Origin of the sequence: Paraburkholderia eburnea (assembly GCF_002917095.1) — a bacterium.
Classification (GTDB): domain Bacteria; phylum Pseudomonadota; class Gammaproteobacteria; order Burkholderiales; family Burkholderiaceae; genus Paraburkholderia; species Paraburkholderia eburnea.
In genome coordinates, this window is record NZ_PQGA01000001.1 from 281,165 (window position 1) to 302,801 (window position 21,637).

The window sequence follows — 21,637 nt, forward strand, 5'->3', positions numbered from 1 at the left end:
CATCGCAAGACTCATGAACCTCAAACGCACGAAGAAACTGCCGCCGCTGCGCGTCGGCGTCGGCGGCCCGGTCGGCTCCGGCAAAACCACGCTGCTCGAAATGCTCTGCAAGGCCATGCGCGAGCGCTACGACCTCGTCGCCATCACGAACGACATCTACACGAAGGAAGACCAGCGCCTGCTGACCGTCGCGGGCGCCCTGCCCGCCGAGCGCATCATGGGCGTGGAAACGGGCGGCTGCCCGCACACCGCGATCCGCGAGGACGCCTCGATCAACCTCGAAGCCGTCGATCAGATGCTCACGCGCTTTCCGGATGCCGATATCGTCTTTATCGAATCGGGCGGCGACAATCTCGCGGCCACCTTCAGCCCCGAACTTTCGGACCTGACGATTTACGTGATCGACGTGGCGGGCGGCGAGAAGATTCCGCGCAAGGGCGGCCCCGGCATCACGAAGTCGGACCTGCTCGTCATCAACAAGACCGATCTCGCGCCGTTCGTGGGCGCGAATCTCGATGTGATGGCGTCGGATGCGAAGAAGATGCGCGGCGAGCGCCCCTTCGTGATGTGCAATCTCAAGGCGCTCGACGGCCTCGATCAGGTGATTGCCTTCATCGAAAAGAAGGGACTGCTGGTCGGCTGATGACTTCGGCAGCTTAAAGATCGAGCGACGCCGAGGCCTGCTCGGGCAGCAGCGTGGTGAGCACATCCACGGTGCGCTCGGTCGCGCCACGGTGGCGTGCCGCGAAGGCGGAGGCCGCCGCGCCCATCGTCACGCGGCGCGGCTTGTCTTCGAAGAGTTCGCGCAAGGCGACGGCGAGGCCCGCGGGATCCTGGACCTGCAGCGCCGCGCCCGCTGCCACTGCATCGGCAGTCGCCTGCGTGAAGTTGAATACGTGCGGCCCGATCAGCACCGGCGTGCCCACGGCGCAGGCTTCGATCAGATTCTGGCCGCCCAGCGGCAACAAACTCCCGCCGATAAACGCGAGATCGGCGGCCGCATAGTACGCACCCATCTCGCCCATCGAATCGCCGAGCAGCACATTCACGTCCTGGGGCAAGGCGCGCACGTTCGTCTGCACGTCCACCGCATTCGCAGCCGGCGCCCATTGCGAGCGCCGTTCGAGCTTGAAGTTCCTGCGCGCAACCAGCGCGGCGACTTCGTCGAAACGCTGCGGATGACGCGGCACGAGAATCAGCAGCGCGTCGGGCACCTTCAGCGCGGCGAACGCGTCCAGCACGAGTTCCTCCTCGCCTTCGCGCGTGCTCGCCGCGACCCACACGGGCCGCGCGCCGATCGCACGGCGCCAGTCGCGCCCGCGCGCGACGAGTCCAGGCGGGCTCGCCATATCGAACTTGAGATTGCCCAGCACCGCCACGTTGCGCGCGCCGAGCGCAGCCAGACGCTGCGCATCGGCCGGACTTTGCGCCAGCACGCGTGTGAAGCCGCCGAACACCTCGCGCGCGCGCGCGCCGAACTTCGCCGCACGCTTGAACGAGCGCGCCGACATGCGCGCGTTGGTCAGCACGAGCGGCACGTCGGCGCGTTTGCATTCGTCGATCAGCGTCGGCCATACCTCGGTCTCCATCACGAGACCGAGCGAGGGACGCCACGTGCGCAGAAAGCGCCGCACGGCGCCCGGCATGTCGTAGGGCAGATAGCAGCGCAGCACGCGCTCGCCGAACAGTTGCTCGCCGGTCGCACGCCCGCCCGGCGTCATGTGCGTGAGCAGGATGCGCGCGTCGGGACGCGCCGCCAGCAGCGCATCGACGAGCGGCTGCGCGGCACGCGTCTCGCCCACCGACACGGCATGCACCCAGATCAGCGGCGTGTCGTCCTCGGGCAGGCGCCCGGCGCTGTGTCCAAAGCGCTCGCAGACGTGCTCGCGATAACCGCGCTCGCGCCGCGAGCGGATCATCAGACGCAGCACCGCGAGCGGCGCGATCAGCCACCAGGCCGCGCGATAAATGGCCCTTAGCATCGGGCCTCCGCGCGGGCTTCGGGTGCGCTCGTGCTCATCGTCGATATCAAACCAGTTCCTTGCCCTTGAGGCGTTGCAGGATGCCGAGCGGCGCCCATTCCGGATGCACCATGTCTTTCGCGGGCAGGAAGAAGGTCTGTTCCATCATGAACTGGCCGGACATGACCGCATGCGAGGTGTGATCGGAGAAGCACACCCAGACCGAACCGGGCGGAAAGCCGATGGTCTCCTGCGGGCAGACCTTTTGATACTCCAGGTCGGCCTTCATGCCGTCGTGCAGATTGAGCATCAGGTGGTCGTACTCGCTGCGCGGCGACTTGGTGATGTGCAGCAGGTTTTGCAGCCACGCCGAGCCTGGCATCTGTGGCTTGATGTTGGGCAGGAAGCGCTTCGCCATGTCCTCGAACGGCTCGCCCACGCGCCACACGCGCGGCGCACCGTTCGGGTTCACGTTGGTGAACACGCGCAGAATGCGCTCGCCGTAGTTCGGGCGCGACGGAAAAGCGTCCACATGCAGGCGCGAATCGTCCTTGCGCCACGAGGTCTCGCGCGTTTCCACCTGATGCAGGCGCAGGCTCGTGGGCGCGACGCGCAGCTTGCCGGTGTACTCGGGAAAGAGACCGTCGACGAGCGAGCGCGCACAGGCCTGGTAACGCGCGATCAGCGCGCGCACCGCCGACTGCTGCACGGTGTCGCCGAGCACGCCATGCAGCGCGCCGCCGTTCGGATCGAGGCTGATGTTCTTGCGCTTGGGATCGGCGATCGCCGGATCGAGCAGCGCGCGCTCGCCGCCTTCGATCGGGAATTCCAGCTTGGGGAAGTACAGCACCTTGCCCTGCTCGACGGCGTCGAGCAGTTGCTCGCGCGGCATCGGCAAAGACTGCCCTTGCCAGTCGGCGGAAGTGATTTCGATGATCTGGGATTCGTTCATGGTCGCCCCTGGAAGCGATGGATCTGGATGCCTGGCGGGCGGCTCCGGTCTGGTCCGGCGCGGCGTCGCGTGCGACGCTCACTGCGCCCGAGGCTCTAGTGCGCGCTGCGGCATCCGCTGTTGCGTCATGCCTGGCTATTCACGCAAGCCGTGCAGGCCGGGCGCCGCGCGCGCCGACCCTTATACCGTGCGAGCAACACGGCGCGCCTTGATGCGCCGCAGCCGGTCAGGCCTTTCCGACGATGAAGCTGGAGCACGTTGCCGCACCCCGCACGCTAACCTCACAGCGCAACGCGCCTCACAGCAGGCCGAAGCCCGCGAGCGCGCTCTTGACCTGGGCCAGCGTGGGCGGCTGCCCTGCGGTGCCGAGGTTGACGACATTCGGCGACCAGTAGCCGCCGGTGCGCCAGGCGGTCGCGAAATTGTACAACTCGACGGTCGGGCGCTTCAGCGCCGCCGCGATGTGCACGAGGCCGGTATCGACGCCCACGGTCGCAGCCGCGCCGTCGATCAGGCCGACCACGGCGGGCAGCGAGAGCTTCGGCGGCACGATGGCCGCTTCGCCGAACTCGCGCGCGAGGCGCTCGCTGGTCGCGCGCTCGGCGTCGCTGCCCCACGGCAGCACGAGCGAGGCGCCACGGCGCACCAGCGCCTGGCCCAGCTCGATCCAGTGGGCGTCGGGCCATTGCTTGTCGGCGCGAGACGTTGCGTGCACGAACACCACATAGGGCACCGGCAGGTTCAGGCCGACGCCCGCGAGCGCCTGCGCGGCGCGGTAAGTGTCGATACCGAAGTCGATGTCGTCCTGGATCGACGGCGGCGGCAATTCGAGCGCGCCCGCCACCAGTTGGCGCGTGCGCTCGACCACGTGGGTGCGCGGCTCGATGCGAATCGACCTGTCGTAGAAGAAGCGCACGGGCCATTCGTAGCCCGCGCCGTCGGTGCGGTTGCCCAGACCGACGAGCGGACCACGTGCCCAGCTCGCGACCCACGCGGTCTTGATAAGCCCCTGGCAGTCGATCACGAGGTCGTATTTTTCGGCGGCAAGCGCGCGGCGGAACGCGCCAATCTCGCGCCAGTTGGCTGCCGACAGCAGCCGCTTGCGCCAGCGCCGCAGCGAAAACGGAATCGCTCGACGCACGCCGTGGACCAGCTCGACGAGCGACTGGAAGCTTTCCTCGACGAGCCAGTCGATCTGCGCGTCGGGATACCGCCGCCGGATGTCGGCGATGGCGGGCATGTTGTGGACGACGTCGCCAAGCGACGACACGCGCACGATGAGGATCTTTTGCACGCTCAAGGCAAACTCGGGGCTGATTCAGGCGGACGGGTTAAAAGGTGCGCAATTTTAGCGCGCCGCAGGGAGTTAGGCGAAAAAGCGGGGAGAATGTGCGGATATCACCGCCAGAACTGCCTTCCTCACCCTTTCACGGCAAAAAGCGGGCGCTGCAAACGCCGCGGCGCCGGGCGGGGAAACCGCACGGCGCCGCTTTGACTTCAAATCAAACGCTTGACTGACGATCAAGCGCCTGCAAAACCTAGAACGGCAGCTTCGCGTCCGGCTTTTCGGCGAGGATCACGCGCTTGAAGTCGGACTGGATACGCGCAAGCGCCGCGTCGTTGTCCGCTTCGAAACGCATCACGACCACCGGCGTGGTGTTCGACGAGCGCGCGAGACCGAAGCCGTCCGGGTACTCCACGCGCAGGCCGTCGATGGTGATGACTTCGTCGGCGCCCGTGAATTTCGCATTCTGCTGAAGCTTCGCGATCAGCGCGAAGTTTTCGCCTTCTTCCAGCTTCAGTTGCAGCTCCGGCGTGGCCGTGGAGTTCGGCAGATCGTTGAGCAGCTTGCTCGGGTCCTGCACGCGCGCGAGGATTTCCAGCAGGCGCGCGCCCGTGTAGAGGCCGTCGTCGAAGCCGTACCAGCGGTCCTTGAAGAACACGTGGCCGCTCATTTCGCCCGCCAGCGGCGCGCCGGTTTCACGCAGCTTCGCCTTCACGAGCGAGTGGCCCGTCTTCCACATCAGCGGCTCGCCGCCCTTGGCCTTCACCCATTTGGCCAGATTACGCGTGCACTTCACGTCGTAAATGATCTGCTTACCGGGATTGCGCGAGAGCACTTCCTCGGCGAACAGCATCAACTGGCGATCCGGATAGATGATCTGGCCGTCCTTGGTCACCACGCCCAGACGGTCGCCGTCGCCGTCGAACGCGAAGCCGATTTCGGCGTCCGTTTCCTTGAGCGCGCGGATCACGTCCTGGAGGTTTTCCGGATGCGCCGGGTCCGGGTGGTGGTTCGGGAAGTTGCCGTCCACTTCCGTGAACAGCTCGACCAGTTCGCAGCCCATTGCCTTGAACAGGCGCGGCGCGAGTTCACCCGCCACGCCGTTGCCGGTATCGACCACGATCTTCAGCGGCCGCGCGAGCTTCACGTCGCCGACGATGCGCGCGATGTATTCATCGGCGATGTCGTAATCGGCATAGGTGCCCGCGCCGGTTTCGAAACGTTGGTCGACGATGCGTTGATAAAGCGCCTGGATCTGCTCGCCGTAAATGGCCTTACCGCGCAGGACCATCTTGAAGCCGTTGTAGTCGGGCGGGTTGTGGCTGCCCGTCACGACGATGCAGGAATCGACGCTGCGCTCGCCCGTGGGCAGATTCAGCGGCACGCTGGCCGCGAAATAGCCAACCGGCGTGGGGACCATGCCCACGTTGACGACGTCCACGCCCGCAGCGCGCAGGCCGTCGGCAAGTGCCGCCGAAAGATCGGGACCCGAGAGGCGGCCGTCGCGAGCGATCACCACGGCGTCGCCGCCCTGCGCACGCACCTCGCTGCCGAATGCCTGACCGATCGCGCGCGCCGTAGCCGTGTCGAGCGTCTTGCCGATCACGCCGCGAATGTCATAGGCCTTGAAAATCGATTGAGAAATCATGATGAGGCTCACCGTGCGATGGAAAGTCGGGGGGTCTATTCGTAACACGATTTGATACCGGAACGGCACCGGCAGTTACGAAAAGAGGGATCCGTTACAAACTATAATTGCGGGTTTTCGGCGTCCGCCGAAGGTTACGCACCCATTTTAATGCCCCGCCGTTTCTTCCAGAAGACAAAATCCGCGCGCGCTCTGGCGGCTATTCCAGGTTCTCCGGGACCCGCGTTGCGAGTCGCATCGCGGCCAGGTTCGACCCGACCGGTGCGCACGCGGCGTGCCCGGTCTTTCATCGGCGCAAGACCCGCATGCTGAGCCTCAAACGCTTCGCCAACCCCGACGTCACGCGCGCGTTCTCCAACATCGTCTGGCTGGGGCTGGAGCGCATCACGCAGATCGCCGTGGCCATCGTCATCAGCGGCGTGCTGGCGCGCTATTTCGGCCCCGACGTGTTCGGCAAATGGCAGTACGCCAACACCCTGCTGCTCGTGCTCGCGCCGATCACCTGGGTCTGCGGCGCCGAGATTCTGGTGCCCACTATTGTCAACAAACCGCGCGAGGAAACGGGCACGGTGCTCGGCAGCGCGTTCGCGTTGCGCATCGGCGTATCGGCGGTGGCGCTGCTCATTACATGGGGCGGGATCGCGATGGGCGCGACCGATCCGATGGTGGGCGCGATGCTCGCGGGTCTGGCCGTCACCATGCTGTTTCGCGAGCCGTTTGTCGGCGTCATCAATGCGTGGCTGCAGAGCATGACGTATAGCAAGCCGCAGTTGCTCGCGAGCATGAGCACGGCCGTCGTGAAGGCGCTGCTCGTATTCCTGATGGCGCGCGCGGCGTTTGTGCCCGGCAGCTTCGGCTGGCTGTGGGCGATCGAATCGGCGGCAATTGGCGCGGCGCTCGTGCTCTACTACCGCAGCCGTCACGGCGGCAAGCTCGGCTGGCACGTGGATCGCGCGCTCTTCAGGCATTTCGCCACGGCGGGCACGGTGTTCTGGCTGGGTCTGATCTGCATGTATCTGTTCCTCAAGCTCGACCGGCTGATGCTCGAACGCACGATTTCCTTCGCGGATCTCGGGCGCTATTCCGCCGCGCAACAGCTCAACGAAAACTGGATCACGCTCGCGCTGATGCTCTCGCAGACCATCGCGCCCGCCTTCGTCTATCGCGTGCAGCAGGCCGCACAGCTCAAGCGCAATCTTGTGCGTCTGTTCGCGATGACCGCCGCGCTCATGGTCGCGGGCGCGCTCGTGCTCGACGCGCTCGCGGGCTTCATCATCCATCGCGTGTTCGGGCCGGATTACGCGGGCGCGATCGGCATCTTCCGTTGGGCCGTGTGGCTCTCGCTGCCCGCCGGCATCGAGGCGATCGGCAATCTGGTCGTGCTCAAGTATCAGGCAAAGTTCGTACTGCTCGCCAAGTGGCTGCTCGCGCTCGCGGTGGCGTTTGCGGTCAATCTGGTGGCGATCCCTCGCATGGGCGCGTATGGCGCGCTGGTGGGACTGGCCATCGGCTATCTCGCGGCGGCCTGCGTGAACTTCTATTACATCCGCTTCAAGCTGGCTTCATGATGAATTCCCCCGCTGCTCCGAACGTGGCTCGCACTGGCGCACTCGCCGACGTGGCCGTGCTGATGCCCGCCTACAACGGCCAGGCCGATGTCGAGCGCACGCTGGCCTCGTTCGCGGAAAATGCCCTTATTTACGCACTGATCGTCGATGACGGCAGCACGCCGCCCATCGTCGCGCCCGACGTGCCAGGCATGCAGATCGAAGTACTGCGCATGGCGAAAAACGGCGGCATCGAGCGCGCGCTTGAAGCCGGTATCGAAGCGCTGGCCGCGCGCGGGTTTCGTTACGCCGCGCGTATCGATGCGGGCGATCTCACCGTGCCTGAGCGTCTTGCGAAGCAGCGCGCGCGCATGGAGGCGGAGCCGAAACTCGCTGCGCTCGGCACCTGGACGCAAGTGGTGAATCGTGCGGGCGCGCCGCTTTTCATGCTGCGCCCCGCCGCCGATGCGAGCACGTTACGCAAGACGCGCATGTTGAGATCGCCGCTCGTGCATCCTTCGGTGATGTTGCGGATCGATGCGGTGCTGGAGGTGGGCAACTATCGCGTGCAGTATCCGGCGGCGGAAGATCTCGATCTGTTTTTGCGTCTGATGGAGCGCTATGACTGCGCGAATCTGCCCGAGCTTGGGCTGTATTACGAGCTGAACGAAGGCGGCATCAGCGCAACGAAGCGGCGCAGGCAGATCGTTTCCACCCTGCGTTTGCAGATGCGTTATCTGAACGTGCTGAACTGGCGCGACTGGGCTGGCATCGCTAAAAACCTGCTGCATTTCGTGACGCCTTATGGCGCCTTGCAGAAGGTAAAGCGCGCGTTGTTCGCGCGCGCCTAAATCCAGCGTAACAGAACCGGCAGCAACACCGGCACGACAAACGCCGTGAACACGCCGTTCAGCCCCATGCCGAGTCCCGCAAACGCGCCCATCTCCTCGCTGACCTGAAACGCGCGCGCGGTACCGATGCCGTGCGACGCGACACCAATCGCGAAACCGCGCACCTCGGTTTCGCGCACGCCCACGACGTTGAGAATCCAGCGCGCCGTCACCGCGCCGAACACGCCCGTCGAAATCACCAGCACGGCCGTGAGCGAGGGAATGCCCCCGACCTTTTCGGCGACGGCCATGGCGATGGGTGTCGTCACCGACTTTGGCGCAATCGAAGCAAGCGTCTGCGGCGTCGCGCCCAATAATTTAGCAATCCCAACTGCTGACACGATCGCCGTCAGCGACCCGGCCACGAGACCGCCCAGCAAAGGCAGCGCGGTACGGCGCAACTTGTCCCACTGACGATAGAGCGGCAGCGCAAGCGCAACCGTCGCGGGTCCGAGCAGGAAGTGCACGAACTGCGCACCTTCGAAATAGACGCGATACGGCGTATCGGTGAGCTTGAGCGCGATCACCACGATCGCCACGGCGATCAGCACGGGGTTCGCGAGCGGATTGTGCCTCGCGCGCGCATAGACGTTCAGCGCGATCAGATACGCGACGAGCGTGAGCGTAAGACCGAGCAGCGGCGACGCGGCGAGATAAACCCAGATGGCGTCGAGCTTGCCCATCGACAGATGCGAATTCACGATGCGCCCTCCTCGACGGCATGACGTCGTTGCCGGCGCAACAATGCGCGCGTGACGAGCGCGGTGACGGCAATACCGAGTGTGGTGCTCAAGATGAGGCTCGCGATGACGGCCAGGGCTTCGCCGCGCACCGCCTGGGCGGAGACCATGATGCCTACGCCAGCCGGAATGAAGAGCAGCGAGAGATGGCGCAGCAGTTCCAGCGCGGTGGGTTCGATCGCCGTGGCGGCGGCGGGCCGCATCATCGCAAAGGCAAACAGCAGCAACATGCCGATGACGGGACCGGGAACGGGCAGCGAGAAAACGTAGGAAACGCTCTCGCCGAGACACTGGAAAATCAGCAGGGCGGCAAGGGATCGGAGCATGGTCAGGGCGTTGCTGGACTGGGGATGCTGGCAACGTGGAAGCTTGCCATGCGTCGCCAAGTTTACAGGAACGTTGCACGGTCGGCAGCCGTGCTCTCCAACCTCCCCGCCTAATCAGCGCTGCTTGCGCGGTTCGAAACGCATCCGGATCGATTCAAGCTCCGCAGGCAGGCGCTTCGAGCGTGGCTTGCGGCGCGGCAGATCGACAAAACCCAGACGCCGATAGAGCGCCGCCGCGCGCGTATTTCTCACGAGCACGTCGAGCACGATCTCGCGCGCGGGCGCGTCCAGCCCACGTTCGACATTGCCGAGCGCGTGCGCAAACAGCGCGCTAAACGTGCCGGTTCCGCGCGACTCTTCACGCGTCGCGCAATGGGCAACGAGCGTCTGGGCGCGCCTGGGCTTGGGCAATTCGGTTTCCAGCACGAGGCCGCGCAGCAGCATCGGCACCGTGCGCAACACGCCGAAGTGGCGCAGCAGCGTGAAGACCACATGCGGATCGTCGGCGACAATACGGCGGCCATCGTGCGCCGCCAGCACCGCGACGACCTCGCCATTGGCATCGACCGCCACTTCGTGACGGCGCCACGAGAAGCGCCCGCCGTTTAGCCCGAACGCAAAGGCGAGAAACGTAATGCACCGCTCGGGCGACACGCCGAGAAAAAACTCGAACTCGTGCTCACCCGATGCGAAAACGAGCGGTGCGCATACCAGTGCATCGCTTGCGCGCGCGGGACGAAACGTAAGCGTCTGCGCTTGCGGCGCGGCGAAAGTCGATACCGTTGTCATCGCAACCTTCCTCTATGCCTTCGCCAGCCGCGCAAGCGCGGCGACCGTGCGCGTGATCTGCTCGGGCTCGTGCGTCGAGCAGATGAAAAAGCGCAGCCGCGCGGCGCGCTCTTCCACGGCCGGATAGAAGATCGGCTGCACGTTGATGCCTTCGTCAAAGAGCGCATTGGCCCATTGCGCGGCCTTGAGCGAGCTGCGCGTGATGACCGGCACGACGGCGTAACCCGCGCTCGTCCCCGTGTCGAGACCGGCCGCGCGCGCCTCTTGCAGAAACTGATGGCCGCGCGCCTTGAGCGACGCCACACGTTGCGGCTCGGCGCGCAGGCGTTCGAGCGCCGCGAGCGAAGCTGCCGCGAGCGTCGGCGCAAGTCCCACGCTATAGAGAAAACCCGGCGCCAGATGACGCAGCATATCGACCAGCGGCTGACAGCCCGCGATAAAGCCGCCGCAACCCGCCAGCGTCTTGCTCATCGTGCCCATCCAGAGATCGACATCTTGCGGCGCCACGCCCGCATGTTCGCGAATGCCGCGCCCCGTTTCGCCCAGCACGCCCAACGAATGCGCTTCATCGACCATCAGGAACACGCCATGACGGCGGCGGATTTCCACGAAGCGTTCGAGTTCGGGATAGTCGCCGTCCATGCTGTAGAGACCTTCGATCACCACCAGCACGTTGCGATATTCGTGGCGCGCGCGCGCGAGCAGGCTGTCCAGTTCCTGCCAGTCGTTGTGCGCGAAGGCGAGACGCTTCGCGCCGCTCAACTGCGCGCCTTGCACGATGCTGTTGTGCGCGAGCGCGTCGTGCACGATCAGATCGCCATGACCGAACAACGCGCCGATCACCGTGACGTTGGTCGCGTGGCCGCTCACGAAAGCGACGCAATCATCGGTTTCGTAGAAGTCGGCCAGCGCGCGTTCGAGTTCGCGCTGCACGGGGCGCTCGCCCGCGACCATACGGCTCGCGGAAACCGACGTGCCGTAGCGCGTGATCGCGCCCTGCGCCGCCGCCATCACGGCGGGATCGGACGCGAGGCCCAGGTAGTTGTAGTTCGCGTAGTTGATGTACTCGCGCGCGCCAATCGTCGTGGTGGCACCCGCCATGCCTTCGTGCACGCGGAAAAACGGCGACTGCACGCGCAGCGTTTCGCCCATCTCCTTCATCAGCTTGACCTGCTGATAAAGCGGCATGGCCTCGAAACGCGCGCGCGGGTCGAACGGTGCCCCATCCGCGCCCGATGCCTTTGGCGACACACGCCCTTTCGACGGTTGCGCCGCCTCGTTCGAGACGCGCTCCAGCTGGCGTTTGAGCGCCGCGGCAGCCAGTTGCTGCCGGATTTTTTCACCTACGCTCACGCGATTCCTTGTTGGGTTGTGTGCGCACCTTCAGTTTTCACACTCAGGCGTCGCACTCGGCCCACGTCCACGCGTCGCGCTCGGCGAGCAGCGCGGACAAAAGCCGCCAGTTCATTTCATGACTCGGGCGCAAGGCGCTCACTCGCGCCAGCAGCGGCGCGCCGGCGAGCGCGAGATCGCCCACGAGATCGAGCACGCGATGGCGCACGAACTCATCGGGCAGACGCATGCCGCCGATCACTCGATTGCCCACGATCGATGCCGTGCACGACAGACGCGCGCCGCGCAGGATCGGCGTGCGCTTCACGTAACCCGCCGCGATGGCGGGCAGCGCCCACTTCACGCGACCATACGAACGCGACGGTGCGATCTCGCGCGCGAACACGTCCGGCGTGAGGGCACCTTCCCAATGCATGTCGCCGAAACCCTTGAGGTCGTTGCGCACGCTCACTTCGTAACGCTCGCACGGCTCGATGCGCATTTCGCGGCGTTGCGAACCCACGCCATCAGTCACGACAACGGGCTTCGTCACGCGAATAAAACGCTGCGGCTGCGCGAGCGCCGTACGCCCGCAAGCGCGGATCGCCTCGATCCAGGGCGCGGCGCTGCCGTCGAGGATCGGCACTTCTTCGGCGTCGAGTTCGACGATGGCGTGATCGATGCCGCACACCAGCAGCGAGGCAAGCAGATGCTCGACCGTGCGCACGCCCTCGCCCTTGCCTTTGCCCTGGCTCACGCCTTCGCTTGTGCGCAGCATCGTGCAAAGCGGCTGCGCCTCGCGCAACGCCGGATCGGCGCGCAGCGTGGCGACTTCGCGGCCCGACTCTACGCGGCGAAACACGATACCGTGCGCCGCCGTTGCATCCGGCACCGGCAGGATGCGCACGTTCACGCGGCGGCCCGTGTGCAGGCCGTGGCCCGTGAGCGTCAGCTCGTGCGCGAGCGTGCCCTGCGTGTCGCGCCAGCCTTCGGGCGCCCTCATTCGACCAGTTCCTCGGCGCGCTCGCCCGCTACCGCAGGCGTCGCTTCGACGTCGATCGCATGCTTGCGCGCGAGTGCCGCCGCAGCAGCCGCCGTTTCAGCCTGCGCGGCGTTCTGTGCATCGGCTTGCGCTTCGAGCGGAGAATCGGCGGATTCGGCATCGCCCTCGATCGATTCGACGATACGCACCGCGAGCGTACGCACCGTCGCGCCTTCCGCGATCGCCATCACCGACAGCTTGACCTCGAACGCCTCTTCGACCGCGAGACCCAGTTCCATGCCCATCAGCGAGTCCATCCCCATGTCGAGCACCGAACGCTCCAGTTCGACCTTCTCAGGCGCGAGGTGCAGGATACGCGCGATCTGCGTGCGCAGGGTTTCTTCGACTAGCGCCAGGGCTTCGGCGTGCGGCAGCGCCGCGACGCGGCCACGCAGCGGCTGGCCGCCATCGCTCGCCGGCTCGTTCGCATTGCGCGTGCGCAGCGCCGCATAACGGCGCGCGCCTGCTGCGGGCATCCCGCGCGAGAGTGCCTGCCAGTCTAGGCGCACCACCGCTTCGCCCGCGCCGCCAGCCACCAGCACGCGTTCGAGCGCAACGAGCGCCTCATCCGACGAGATCGACGCGCCGCCAATACGCGACTGCAATGCCTCGCGCGTCTTCTCGTTGCGCGCGAGGAAGCCGACATCGTCGAGCGGCCCCCACGCCATGAACGTGCCCGGCAGGTTGGCCGCGCGGCGCGTTTCCACCAGCGCTTCAAGGAAGCTGTTCGCCGCCACGTAGCTCGACTGGCCCGGATTGCCGAGCGCCGTCGTCGCCGACGAATAGACCACGAAGAAGTCGAGCGCGCAATCCAGCGTCGCGCGATGCAGATTCCACGCACCCGCGAGCTTGGGCGCGAGCACGGCTTCGAAACGTGCGTCGTCGAGATTGCGCACGAGGCCGTCGTCGATGTGCATCGCCGAATGCAGCACGCCCTTGAGCGGCGTGCCGCGCGCGGCGATTTGCGCGACCAGTGCCTGCACCGCCGCGGCGTTCGTCACGTCACAGGACACCACATGCGTCTGGACGCCGAATTCGTCGTGCCAGCGCGCGACTTCCGCGAGCGCGGCGTCATTAAGCTTGCCGCTGCGGCTCGCGAGCGTCACATGACGCGCGCCGCGCGCCACCATCCAGCGCGCCGTCGCGAAACCGAGACCGCCCGTGCCGCCGATCACGAGATACGCGCCGCTGCCGTCGCAACGCAGCGCGCCCGCCTGGGTCGCGCCGCGCGTCGGCGCAGGCGTGCCCGCCGGATAACCGACCAGCACCTTGCCGATCTGGCGCGCCTGCTGCATGTAGCGGAACGCTTCTTCCACACGCGCCGCCGGGAACAGCCGATACGGCAGCGGATGCAGCACGCCATCGGCGAAACGCTGCATGACGGCTTCGAACAGACGCGTCGTCAGCTCGGGCAGCGCGCCCATGAGCTGATCGGCGTCGATGCCGAAGTAGCTGATGTTGTTGCGGAACGGCCGCAGACCGATACGGCTGTTCTCGTAGAAGTCGCGCTTGCCCAGCTCAAGAAAGCGGCCGAACGGGCGCAGCGTATCGATGCTGCGCACCATCGCCTCGCCCGCGAGCGAGTTGAGCACCACGTCCACACCGGCGCCGCCCGTGGCATCGCGAACCTGATCCGCGAACGCCAAGCTGCGCGAATCGAACACGCGATCGACGCCCAGCAGGCGCACGAATTCGCGCTTCTCGCGACTGCCCGCAGTGGCGTAGACCTCCGCGCCGAGCAGACGCGCGAGCTGGATCGCGGCGATCCCCACGCCGCCCGCGCCGCCGTGCACCAGCACGCGCTCGCCTTCGCGCACGCGCGCCAGTTCGACCAGCGCGTACCAGGCGGTGAAGAAAGTGGTCGGGACCGTTGCCGCTTCCTCGAACGTCATCGACGCGGGCTTGCGCGTGACGGCGCCCGCGCGCGTGACGACGCGCGTGGCGAACGAGGCCGGCGCGAAACCGAGCACGGCGTCGCCCGCTTTAAAGTGGGTCACGCCAGCGCCCACGCGCGTGACGCAGCCCGACAGTTCCATGCCGACGGTCGCGCCCGCGAAGCCGGTTTCGACGGCCTCGTCCGAGAGCAGGCCCATCGCGTACATGACGTCGCGGAAGTTCAGGCCGGTCGCGACCGGTTCGATTTCGACTTCATCGGCTTCGAGCGCGCGCGGCGCTTGCGCGAACCATTCGAGGTTGCGCAGCGAGCCCGGCGTGTCGAAGGCGAGGACGGAGCCTTGTGCGCTTGTGCCTTGCCCGGATGCGCGGCGTTGCGCTTGTGCCGCATCGAGCATGCGCGGCACGAAACGGCCACGCGCGTTCAACAGCACTTCCTCTTCGACGTCGCCCGCCAGCAGTTCCTGCGCGAGCGCTTCGAAGGCGTTCTCGCAGGCCGCCGATACGTCGATCAGACGGCAACCCAGTTCGGGATGCTCGTTCGAGAGCACGCGGCCGAGGCCCCACATCGTAGCCTGTTCGGCGCGGCGCGGCGCTTGAACGTCGTCGACTGCGAATGGCGAACCGTCCTGCGTCACGATGCTCAGTTGCACCGGCAGCGCGGACGCACCCAGTTCGCGCACGAGGCGCGCGAGCGCAACCGAGGTCGCGCGTTGCGCCTGCATCAGCGCGGCGCCGTCGGCATCGGCGGGCAACGCCGCGTCGGGCGCGACGAACACGAGATGCAGCGGCGCGCCATCGCGTGCGGCGCTGAGCGCGTGCAGAGCCGCCCCCACGCCGGACTGCGCGACGAGCTCGACGTCGCCGCCGCGTGCACGCAGCGCATCGGCGAAACCCGCGACGCGCACGTCAGCCGCTTCATCGGCATGGACGAGGAGCCACGGCGCTTTTTTCGCTTCAACGGCTGCGGTTGTGCTCGCCGTCAGACGTATCGGTGCGCGCGCAACGATCAGCGCCGGCGTGCCCTCGATCTCATAGCCTTGCTCCGAGAACGAGACGACGTCGGTAAATCCTGTGGATTCCAGCAGGCGCACGAGATCGGCCGCGCTCAACGACGTGGCGGCATCGCCGCGCACCGGCCCGAAAACGATATCGGCGAAACGGCCCCGGCGCGGCTCGGCGAGCGCGACGAACGCGCCCGGCGCGAGCCAGCCGCGCAGCGCGGTCAGCGCCGCGAGCGGATCGCTTTGACCGGCCAGCAGGCAATTGGCGATCACCAGGTCATAAGGCGCGTCATCGTCGCTTTGGATCGCCAGACGCTCGCCCGCGACCAGCGTGACGAGACGCGCGCTATGGCCGCCTTCCGCCGCAAGCGCGGCCTGTTGCGGCGCCGTGCAGGCGATCGCGTAATCGCAGCGCGAGAGCGGCAGCGCGACTTCGAGCGGACGCGGCACGTCCACATCGGCGCGGCCGATTTCCAGCACGCGCAGCCGGCGCGGAGCCTGCCACGAAGCCACCGCGCGCGAGGCAAACGCGGCGATCAGCGCACGCACGTGCGACCACGTCGGCGAGGCTTCGAAGAAATGCTCGACAAGACTCTTGCTGGTCGGCGACATCAGCTTTTCGGGCGCCATCTCGCCCGCGAGCAGCGCCGGGAGCGCCGCGCCGCAATGCGCGAGCAGCGTCAGTTCCGCGACGTGCGCGGGCGATTGTTCGAGCAGGCTGTGCCAGAGTTCATCGACGCCCGGCATCGCCTCGCAGGCTTCCGGCTCGCGCACGAGCAGATCGCCTTCATGACGCGCGAGGCCGTCCTCGACGAGCATTGCGGCCAGACGCGCGGCCAGTTCCGGCAGCGGGCCAAAGGCCAGACCCGGCGTGCGGAACGCGCCGATCTTTTCGAAGGCGCGCAGCGCATAGCCGCTGGCGAGCACATCGACGAGCGGCAGCACTTCGGTCAGGTGCATCGCGCGGCGCTTTTGCGCCTCCGGCCCTTCGTGACTGGCGAGCACGCGCTGCGCTTCTTCGAGCAGCGCGGCGGGCGCGGGCAGCGCCGACGCGTCGAAGCCGCCCGCAAGCGGACGCGCTTCCAGGTGATACGTATAGCGCGACGGCGCGGCATGGCGGCGCGCCTGCAGATCGACGCGGCGGAAGCGGCATTGCGCGAGACGCGCGACCACGCGCGCGGCGCCGTCCAGGAAGTGGAACGAGACCACCACCGAATGCGGGCTGCGGCGCTCGACCACGGCCAGCACCTGGCGGATCGTGTCGCCGCGCAGATAGTCGATACGGCCGAACTGCACCGGCAGCCAGGCGGCGCGATCGCCGTTGTTAGCGGCCGTAAGCGCAAAGAGCGGATGGAAACCCGCGTCGAGCAGCGAAGGATGCAGGCTGTAGCGCGCGAGATCGGCGTCGTCAGCGAGTTGCGGGGCGGCCAGGTCTGCCAGCACCGCTTCGCCCGAGGCACGCACGCATTGCACGCGGCGAAATTGCGGGCCGTAAGTCAGGCCGATCGATTCGGTCGCGGCGTAGAGCGTGGGCGCATCGACGGCCAGTTGCGCGGACAACGATTGCAACATGCTCGCATCGATCGTGCTGTTCGCGTCGAGCGTATTGCCGCTCGACAGCAAGCGGCCCACGACGTTGACCGACCACGCGTCGTCGCTCATGCGCTCGCGGGTTTCGATCGTGAACGCGGCCGTGCGCACGTCGATGACGAGGCGGAATAGCTTGGCGTGATTCGCCTGGAACACGACGGGTTGACGGATCTCGACGTTTTCGAGCGCGCAGGTTTCGGTCGCGAAGAACACGCGCGCTGCTGCCAGCGCCATTTCCACGAAGCCCGCTGCCGGAAACGTCACGCCGCCATCGACGACGTGATCGGCGAGATACGGCAAACGCGCCGGATCGATATGGTTTTCCCAGCCGAACGCGTGCTCATGCAGGCGATAGCCGAGCAACGGATGCACGCGATGACGGTTCGCGAGGCCGTAGCCTTCGATCGTCGGCACCAGCCAGTAGCGCTCGTGCTGCCACGGATAGACCGGCAGCGTGACGGCATCGGTATCGGCGGCGCGCGGCACGAGGCGCTCGCGATCGACGCGCGCGCCATGCGCCACGGCGGCGAGCACCGCGCGATGCAGCGTCGCGGCGCTATCGTGCTGGCGCTTGAGCGTCGGCAGCGGCGCGCCGCTTTCCTTGAGTGCGGCGAGCGTCTGCTTCACATACGTGCGCAGGATCGAGTGCGGGCCGACTTCGACAAAAAGGCGCACGCCCTCGCCCACCAGATGCGCAATCGCATCGCCAAAACGCACCGGCTCGCGGATATTGCGCCACCAGTACTGCGCGTCGAGCGCGCTGCCATCGAGCGGGCCGCCCGTGACCGTCGAGACGTAACGATGCGTCGCGGCTTGCGGCGCGATATCGGCGAGACCCTCGCGCACCGGCGCTTCGATGCCGTTCATGTGACGGCTGTGGAACGCGTAGTCGAGATCGAGCAACTGGTAGAAACGGCCCGTCGCCTTGAGCGCCGTGCCGATCACGTCGAGACCCGCGAGCGAACCGGCCAGCGTGACCGACTGCACACTGTTGATGCCGGCGACTTCGACATCGCCGGTCAGGCCCTGCTGGAGAATCATTTCGCGCGCTTCGGCCTCGCCGATCCCGGCGGCGGCCATGCGGCCCGTGCCGCGCGTGAGCGCCTGGGCGCGGCTGCGGATCTTGACGACCTGCACGGCATCCGCAAGCGTGAGTGCGCCCGAAGCCCACGCGGCCGCGACTTCGCCGACGCTGTGGCCGACGCAGGCGTCATAGGCCACGCCATGCGCTTCGATCACGCGCACGATGCCGACCTGAATCGCGAACAGCAGCGGTTGTCCGTGTTCGGTGGCGGAGAGCGTGTCGGCGTCCGCGCCGGTTGCGATCATCGCGTGAAGCGACGGACTGCCATCGGCGCACCAGAGCGCGTCCACTTCTTCCACGGCCGCGCGGAACACGGCGTCTTCGGCGAGCAGTTGCCGGCCCATGCCCGCCCATTGCGAGCCGTTGCCCGAGAACACCAGCGCGACGGGCGCGTCCTCCGCGACCACCTGCGCATGGACGAGCGCAGCGGGCGCGATATCGCCTTGCGCCGCGACCTCCTCCGGACGCGCCAGGGCGACGAGCGCCGCGTGCGCTTCGTCGAACGTTGCGGGCGCAATGATCGCGCGATGTTCGAGCCACTGGCGGCGATGCGCGGCGGCAGCGGCGAGCGAATCCCACGGCTGCCCCCCGTCGAGACGCGCGAGATAGCGCGCGGCGAGCGTCGCCAGCGCGCGCTCCGAACGCGCGGTGAGCACGAGCGGCGCGAATTCTTGCGCTTGTGCAGTTTGCGCGGTCTTACCGGCTTCGACTTGAAGCGCGGGCGCTTCGGTCAGCACAACGTGCGCATTCGTGCCGCCGAAGCCGAACGAATTGACGCCCACCACCAACTCGCGGCCATGTCCGCCGATCGGCGTCATGCGCTCGACCACGCGCAGATGACCGCCCGTGAAATCGATATTGGGATTCGGCTTTTCGAAGTGCAGCGAGCGCGGCACGGCGCGATGCTTCAGGCACAGCACGGCCTTGAGCAGACCCGCCATGCCCGAACCGGTTTCCAGGTGGCCGATATTGGTCTTGACCGAGCCGATCAGCAGCGGCGTCTCCGCATCGCGGCCCGCGCCGACAACATCGGCGAGCGCGCGCGTTTCGATCGGGTCGCCCACCGCTGTGCCCGTGCCGTGCGCTTCCAGATAATCGACGGTACGCGGATCGATTTGCGCGCGCGCGTAGACCTCGCGCAGCAGCGCGGCCTGCGTGGGCGTGCCCGGCACGCTGATGCCGCCTTGCGTGAAACCGTCCGAATTGACGCCGCTGCCTGCGATGACCGCGTGGATCGTGTCGCCGTCCGCGAGCGCGCGCTCAAGCGTTTTCAGCACCACGACCGCGCCGCCTTCGGCGCGCACATAGCCGTCGCCCGTTGCGTCGAACGCGCGGCAACGACCGCGCGGCGACAGCATCGACGCCTTCGAGAAGCCGACGAAACCGTAAGGATGCAGCAGCAGGTTGACGCCGCCTGCGAGCGCCATGCTGGCGTCGCCGGTTTGCAGCGCCTTGACGGCCTGATGCAGCGCGACGAGCGACGACGAGCACGCCGTATCGATCGACATGCTCGGGCCGCGCAGGTCGTAGACCCACGAAATGCGGTTCGATGCGATGGAAAGCGTGTTGCCGGTGGCCGAATACGGATCGACCGTATTCAGGTCATCCATATTGCGGTTGCCGTAGTCCGTGCTGGCCACGCCCACATAGACCGCGCAATCGCTGCCGCGCAGCGCCTCGGGACGCACGCCCGCATCCTCGAACGCTTCCCAGGTGAGTTCGAGCAGCAGACGCTGCTGCGGGTCCATCTGCGTCGCTTCGCGCGGCGAAATGCCGAAGAAGGCCGCGTCGAAGCCCGCGACATCGTCGAGCACGCCTGCGGCGAACGTGTAGCTCTTGCCGGGCTCACGCTTCGAAGGATGCTGATAGAACTCCGTGCCGAATCGATCGGCGGGAATCTGCGTGACAGCGTCTTTCTCGTTTTCGAGCAGACTCCAGAATTCGTCCGGCCCGGTGACCCCACCCGGAAAACGGCACGACATACCCACGATTGCGATCTTGCTGTTCTTCATAGCTGCTCTGTTCTCTCGGACTCGCCTGTCGCGACCTCGCGCCGGTCCGCCGACTCCATTGTGTGGAGCAGCGCGGCGCCGAGATCCTCGACGGCTCTGTCTTGCTTCCTGGCCGGCCGATCTCCGAAATTCCGCCAGATGAAGTAATGACTGCGGCTCGGTACAGTGCCGAGCCGTTCGAATACATGCGGTAACGCGGGCACATGATCGCCGTAGAAACACAGCACGGTGTCGCGCCGGCGCGCGCGCAAATGCGCGAGCAGACGGCCGATCATGGCGTCCGCGTTCGCGATGTGCCGCAGATACGCGGTGAGATCGTCAAATGCGGGATCTTCCCCAAGATTGTGATAACGGCTGGATTCGCCCTTTTCTACAGTTTCCAGATGCAGCGGACCGTGATTTTCCATCGTCATCGCGAAGATGAATGCGGGTTTCGAGCGCGACGAATCGAGTTCCTTGACGATGCGATCGGTAACACTTTCGTCTGAAATATACGGGCCGGCGCGATGGGCATTGGCGAAGGCCCGGATGTCGAGAAACCGGTCGAAACCGAGCAGCGGGAAAACGCGATCGCGGCCGAAGAAGTCGGCGTAGTACGGATGGATCGCAAGCGTTTCATAACCGGCGCGGTGGAACCAGCTTACCAGCGAGGCGCAGGCGCGGCGCACGAAGGCGTAGGGGTAGAAACGCGCGTAGCCTAGTTTTGCAGACGAAATCCCGCTAAGGAGCGCGAATTCCGAGCGCATCGTGTTGGCGCCCCACGCAGGAACGTCGAGCTGGCCGTGTGCCGTCGATTCTCGCAGCGCGGTGTCGAAATGTGTGTAGAGCGAAGACTCGATTGCGCTGCTTGACTCACGCGCGTCGAAGAAGGATTCGCTCTGGATGACGATGATGTCGGGACGCGAATGCGACTCGGATGCTTGCGCGAATGGGCTGACCGACATCGCGCTTTCAAAGCCGCGGAACGTCGCGCGGCGCATGCCGTTGAGCAAATAGGCGACGAAAACCGCGAAGAAACCGTGACGGCGTTGGTCTTCGATTGGATCGAGCGTGAGGTGCAGACGTGCAGCGAGTGCGTATCCGACGATCAGAAAGGCGGCGGCGGCGAGCGCGCAAAATGCCGCGACGTGTGCGGGCGCGGCTGCGTCGAGGAAAAAACCGCCCGCAAGCAGAAGCACGCCAGCGACGATGGCAATCACCGTCTGCACGCTCAGGAATGGCAAATAAAGCCGCGGATGCGCGAATAGCTGGCTGAAAAGGCTTAGATCGGTGAAAACGAAAGGCTCGCGCAACGAAGCGTATTTCGCATTGCTAACGCCGCTCATCAGGCCGACGACCGCCACGGCGATGAACGCCGAAAAGAACGGGCGACGCGTGAGCGCGCAGATCAGACAGGCAACGAATACCACGCTCACGATATGCAGCGCGAGCGCACCCGGCGTGCGGCGCAAGCCGACACGCGGAAATGCGATTGCATCGGCCGCGAAAGACAGCGCAGCGGCACACACAAACGCTAGCGGGATCGAAACCGGTGACACCACG

Annotated in this window: 14 protein-coding genes; 3 read left to right on the forward strand and 11 right to left on the reverse strand. The window is 66.4% G+C overall.

Going from position 1 to position 21,637, the window contains the following annotated elements:
• Window positions 1-13: 13 nt before the first annotated feature.
• Window positions 14-643: an urease accessory protein UreG gene (gene ureG / locus B0G62_RS01340; RefSeq protein WP_103701776.1), complete on the forward strand. Its 630-nt coding sequence runs from the start codon at window positions 14-16 to the stop codon at window positions 641-643.
• Between the two features lie 13 nt (window positions 644-656).
• Here ureG and waaA read toward each other — a convergent pair whose 3' ends face one another.
• The 4 genes from waaA to B0G62_RS01360 all read right to left on the reverse strand — a co-directional run bounded on the left by waaA (window position 657) and on the right by B0G62_RS01360 (window position 5,846).
• Window positions 657-1,982: a lipid IV(A) 3-deoxy-D-manno-octulosonic acid transferase gene (gene waaA / locus B0G62_RS01345; protein WP_103701778.1), complete on the reverse strand. Its 1,326-nt coding sequence runs from the start codon at window positions 1,980-1,982 to the stop codon at window positions 657-659.
• Window positions 1,983-2,028: 46 nt separating this feature from the next.
• On the reverse strand, window positions 2,029-2,913 hold the full coding sequence (gene kdoO, locus B0G62_RS01350) for a Kdo hydroxylase KdoO (RefSeq protein ID WP_103701780.1): 885 nt from the start codon (window positions 2,911-2,913) through the stop codon (window positions 2,029-2,031).
• A 298-nt stretch (window positions 2,914-3,211) separates the two neighbouring features.
• Window positions 3,212-4,213: a lipopolysaccharide heptosyltransferase I gene (gene waaC / locus B0G62_RS01355; protein ID WP_181315532.1), complete on the reverse strand. Its 1,002-nt coding sequence runs from the start codon at window positions 4,211-4,213 to the stop codon at window positions 3,212-3,214.
• Window positions 4,214-4,451: 238 nt separating this feature from the next.
• Window positions 4,452-5,846 (reverse strand): phosphomannomutase/phosphoglucomutase, encoded by a 1,395-nt coding sequence (locus B0G62_RS01360; protein WP_103701782.1) that lies wholly within the window; start codon window positions 5,844-5,846, stop codon window positions 4,452-4,454.
• Between the two features lie 305 nt (window positions 5,847-6,151).
• Between B0G62_RS01360 and B0G62_RS01365 the strand changes: the two genes are divergently transcribed.
• Together B0G62_RS01365 and B0G62_RS01370 are read left to right on the forward strand one after the other, a co-directional pair.
• Window positions 6,152-7,414: an oligosaccharide flippase family protein gene (locus B0G62_RS01365; RefSeq protein WP_103701784.1), complete on the forward strand. Its 1,263-nt coding sequence runs from the start codon at window positions 6,152-6,154 to the stop codon at window positions 7,412-7,414.
• Window positions 7,414-8,244, forward strand: coding sequence for a glycosyltransferase (locus B0G62_RS01370; RefSeq protein ID WP_103701786.1), 831 nt, complete (start codon window positions 7,414-7,416; stop codon window positions 8,242-8,244). Before B0G62_RS01365 ends, B0G62_RS01370 begins: the two co-directional genes overlap by 1 nt.
• Here B0G62_RS01370 and B0G62_RS01375 read toward each other — a convergent pair.
• The 7 genes from B0G62_RS01375 to B0G62_RS01405 all read right to left on the reverse strand — a co-directional run bounded on the left by B0G62_RS01375 (window position 8,241) and on the right by B0G62_RS01405 (window position 21,618).
• Window positions 8,241-8,966, reverse strand: a complete 726-nt coding sequence (locus B0G62_RS01375; RefSeq protein WP_103702873.1) for an LrgB family protein — start codon at window positions 8,964-8,966, stop codon at window positions 8,241-8,243. The genes B0G62_RS01370 and B0G62_RS01375 overlap by 4 nt on opposite strands.
• Before the next feature lie 14 nt (window positions 8,967-8,980).
• Window positions 8,981-9,349 (reverse strand): CidA/LrgA family protein, encoded by a 369-nt coding sequence (locus tag B0G62_RS01380; RefSeq protein ID WP_103701788.1) that lies wholly within the window; start codon window positions 9,347-9,349, stop codon window positions 8,981-8,983.
• A 114-nt stretch (window positions 9,350-9,463) separates the two neighbouring features.
• The gene (locus tag B0G62_RS01385; RefSeq protein WP_103701790.1) at window positions 9,464-10,138 is read right to left on the reverse strand and encodes a GNAT family N-acetyltransferase; all 675 of its coding nucleotides are present in this window, start codon (window positions 10,136-10,138) and stop codon (window positions 9,464-9,466) included.
• Between the two features lie 12 nt (window positions 10,139-10,150).
• Entirely contained in the window at window positions 10,151-11,491 is a 1,341-nt protein-coding gene (locus B0G62_RS01390; RefSeq protein WP_103701792.1) for an aminotransferase class I/II-fold pyridoxal phosphate-dependent enzyme, read from the reverse strand.
• A gap of 43 nt (window positions 11,492-11,534) precedes the next feature.
• Entirely contained in the window at window positions 11,535-12,473 is a 939-nt protein-coding gene (locus B0G62_RS01395) for a UDP-3-O-acyl N-acetylglycosamine deacetylase (protein WP_103701794.1), read from the reverse strand.
• Window positions 12,470-20,095: a type I polyketide synthase gene (locus tag B0G62_RS01400; RefSeq protein ID WP_103701796.1), complete on the reverse strand. Its 7,626-nt coding sequence runs from the start codon at window positions 20,093-20,095 to the stop codon at window positions 12,470-12,472. The genes B0G62_RS01395 and B0G62_RS01400 overlap by 4 nt, the downstream gene beginning before the upstream one ends.
• Window positions 20,092-21,618: an LTA synthase family protein gene (locus tag B0G62_RS01405; RefSeq protein ID WP_103702875.1), complete on the reverse strand. Its 1,527-nt coding sequence runs from the start codon at window positions 21,616-21,618 to the stop codon at window positions 20,092-20,094. Before B0G62_RS01405 ends, B0G62_RS01400 begins: the two co-directional genes overlap by 4 nt.
• Between the last annotated feature and the right edge of the window lie 19 nt (window positions 21,619-21,637).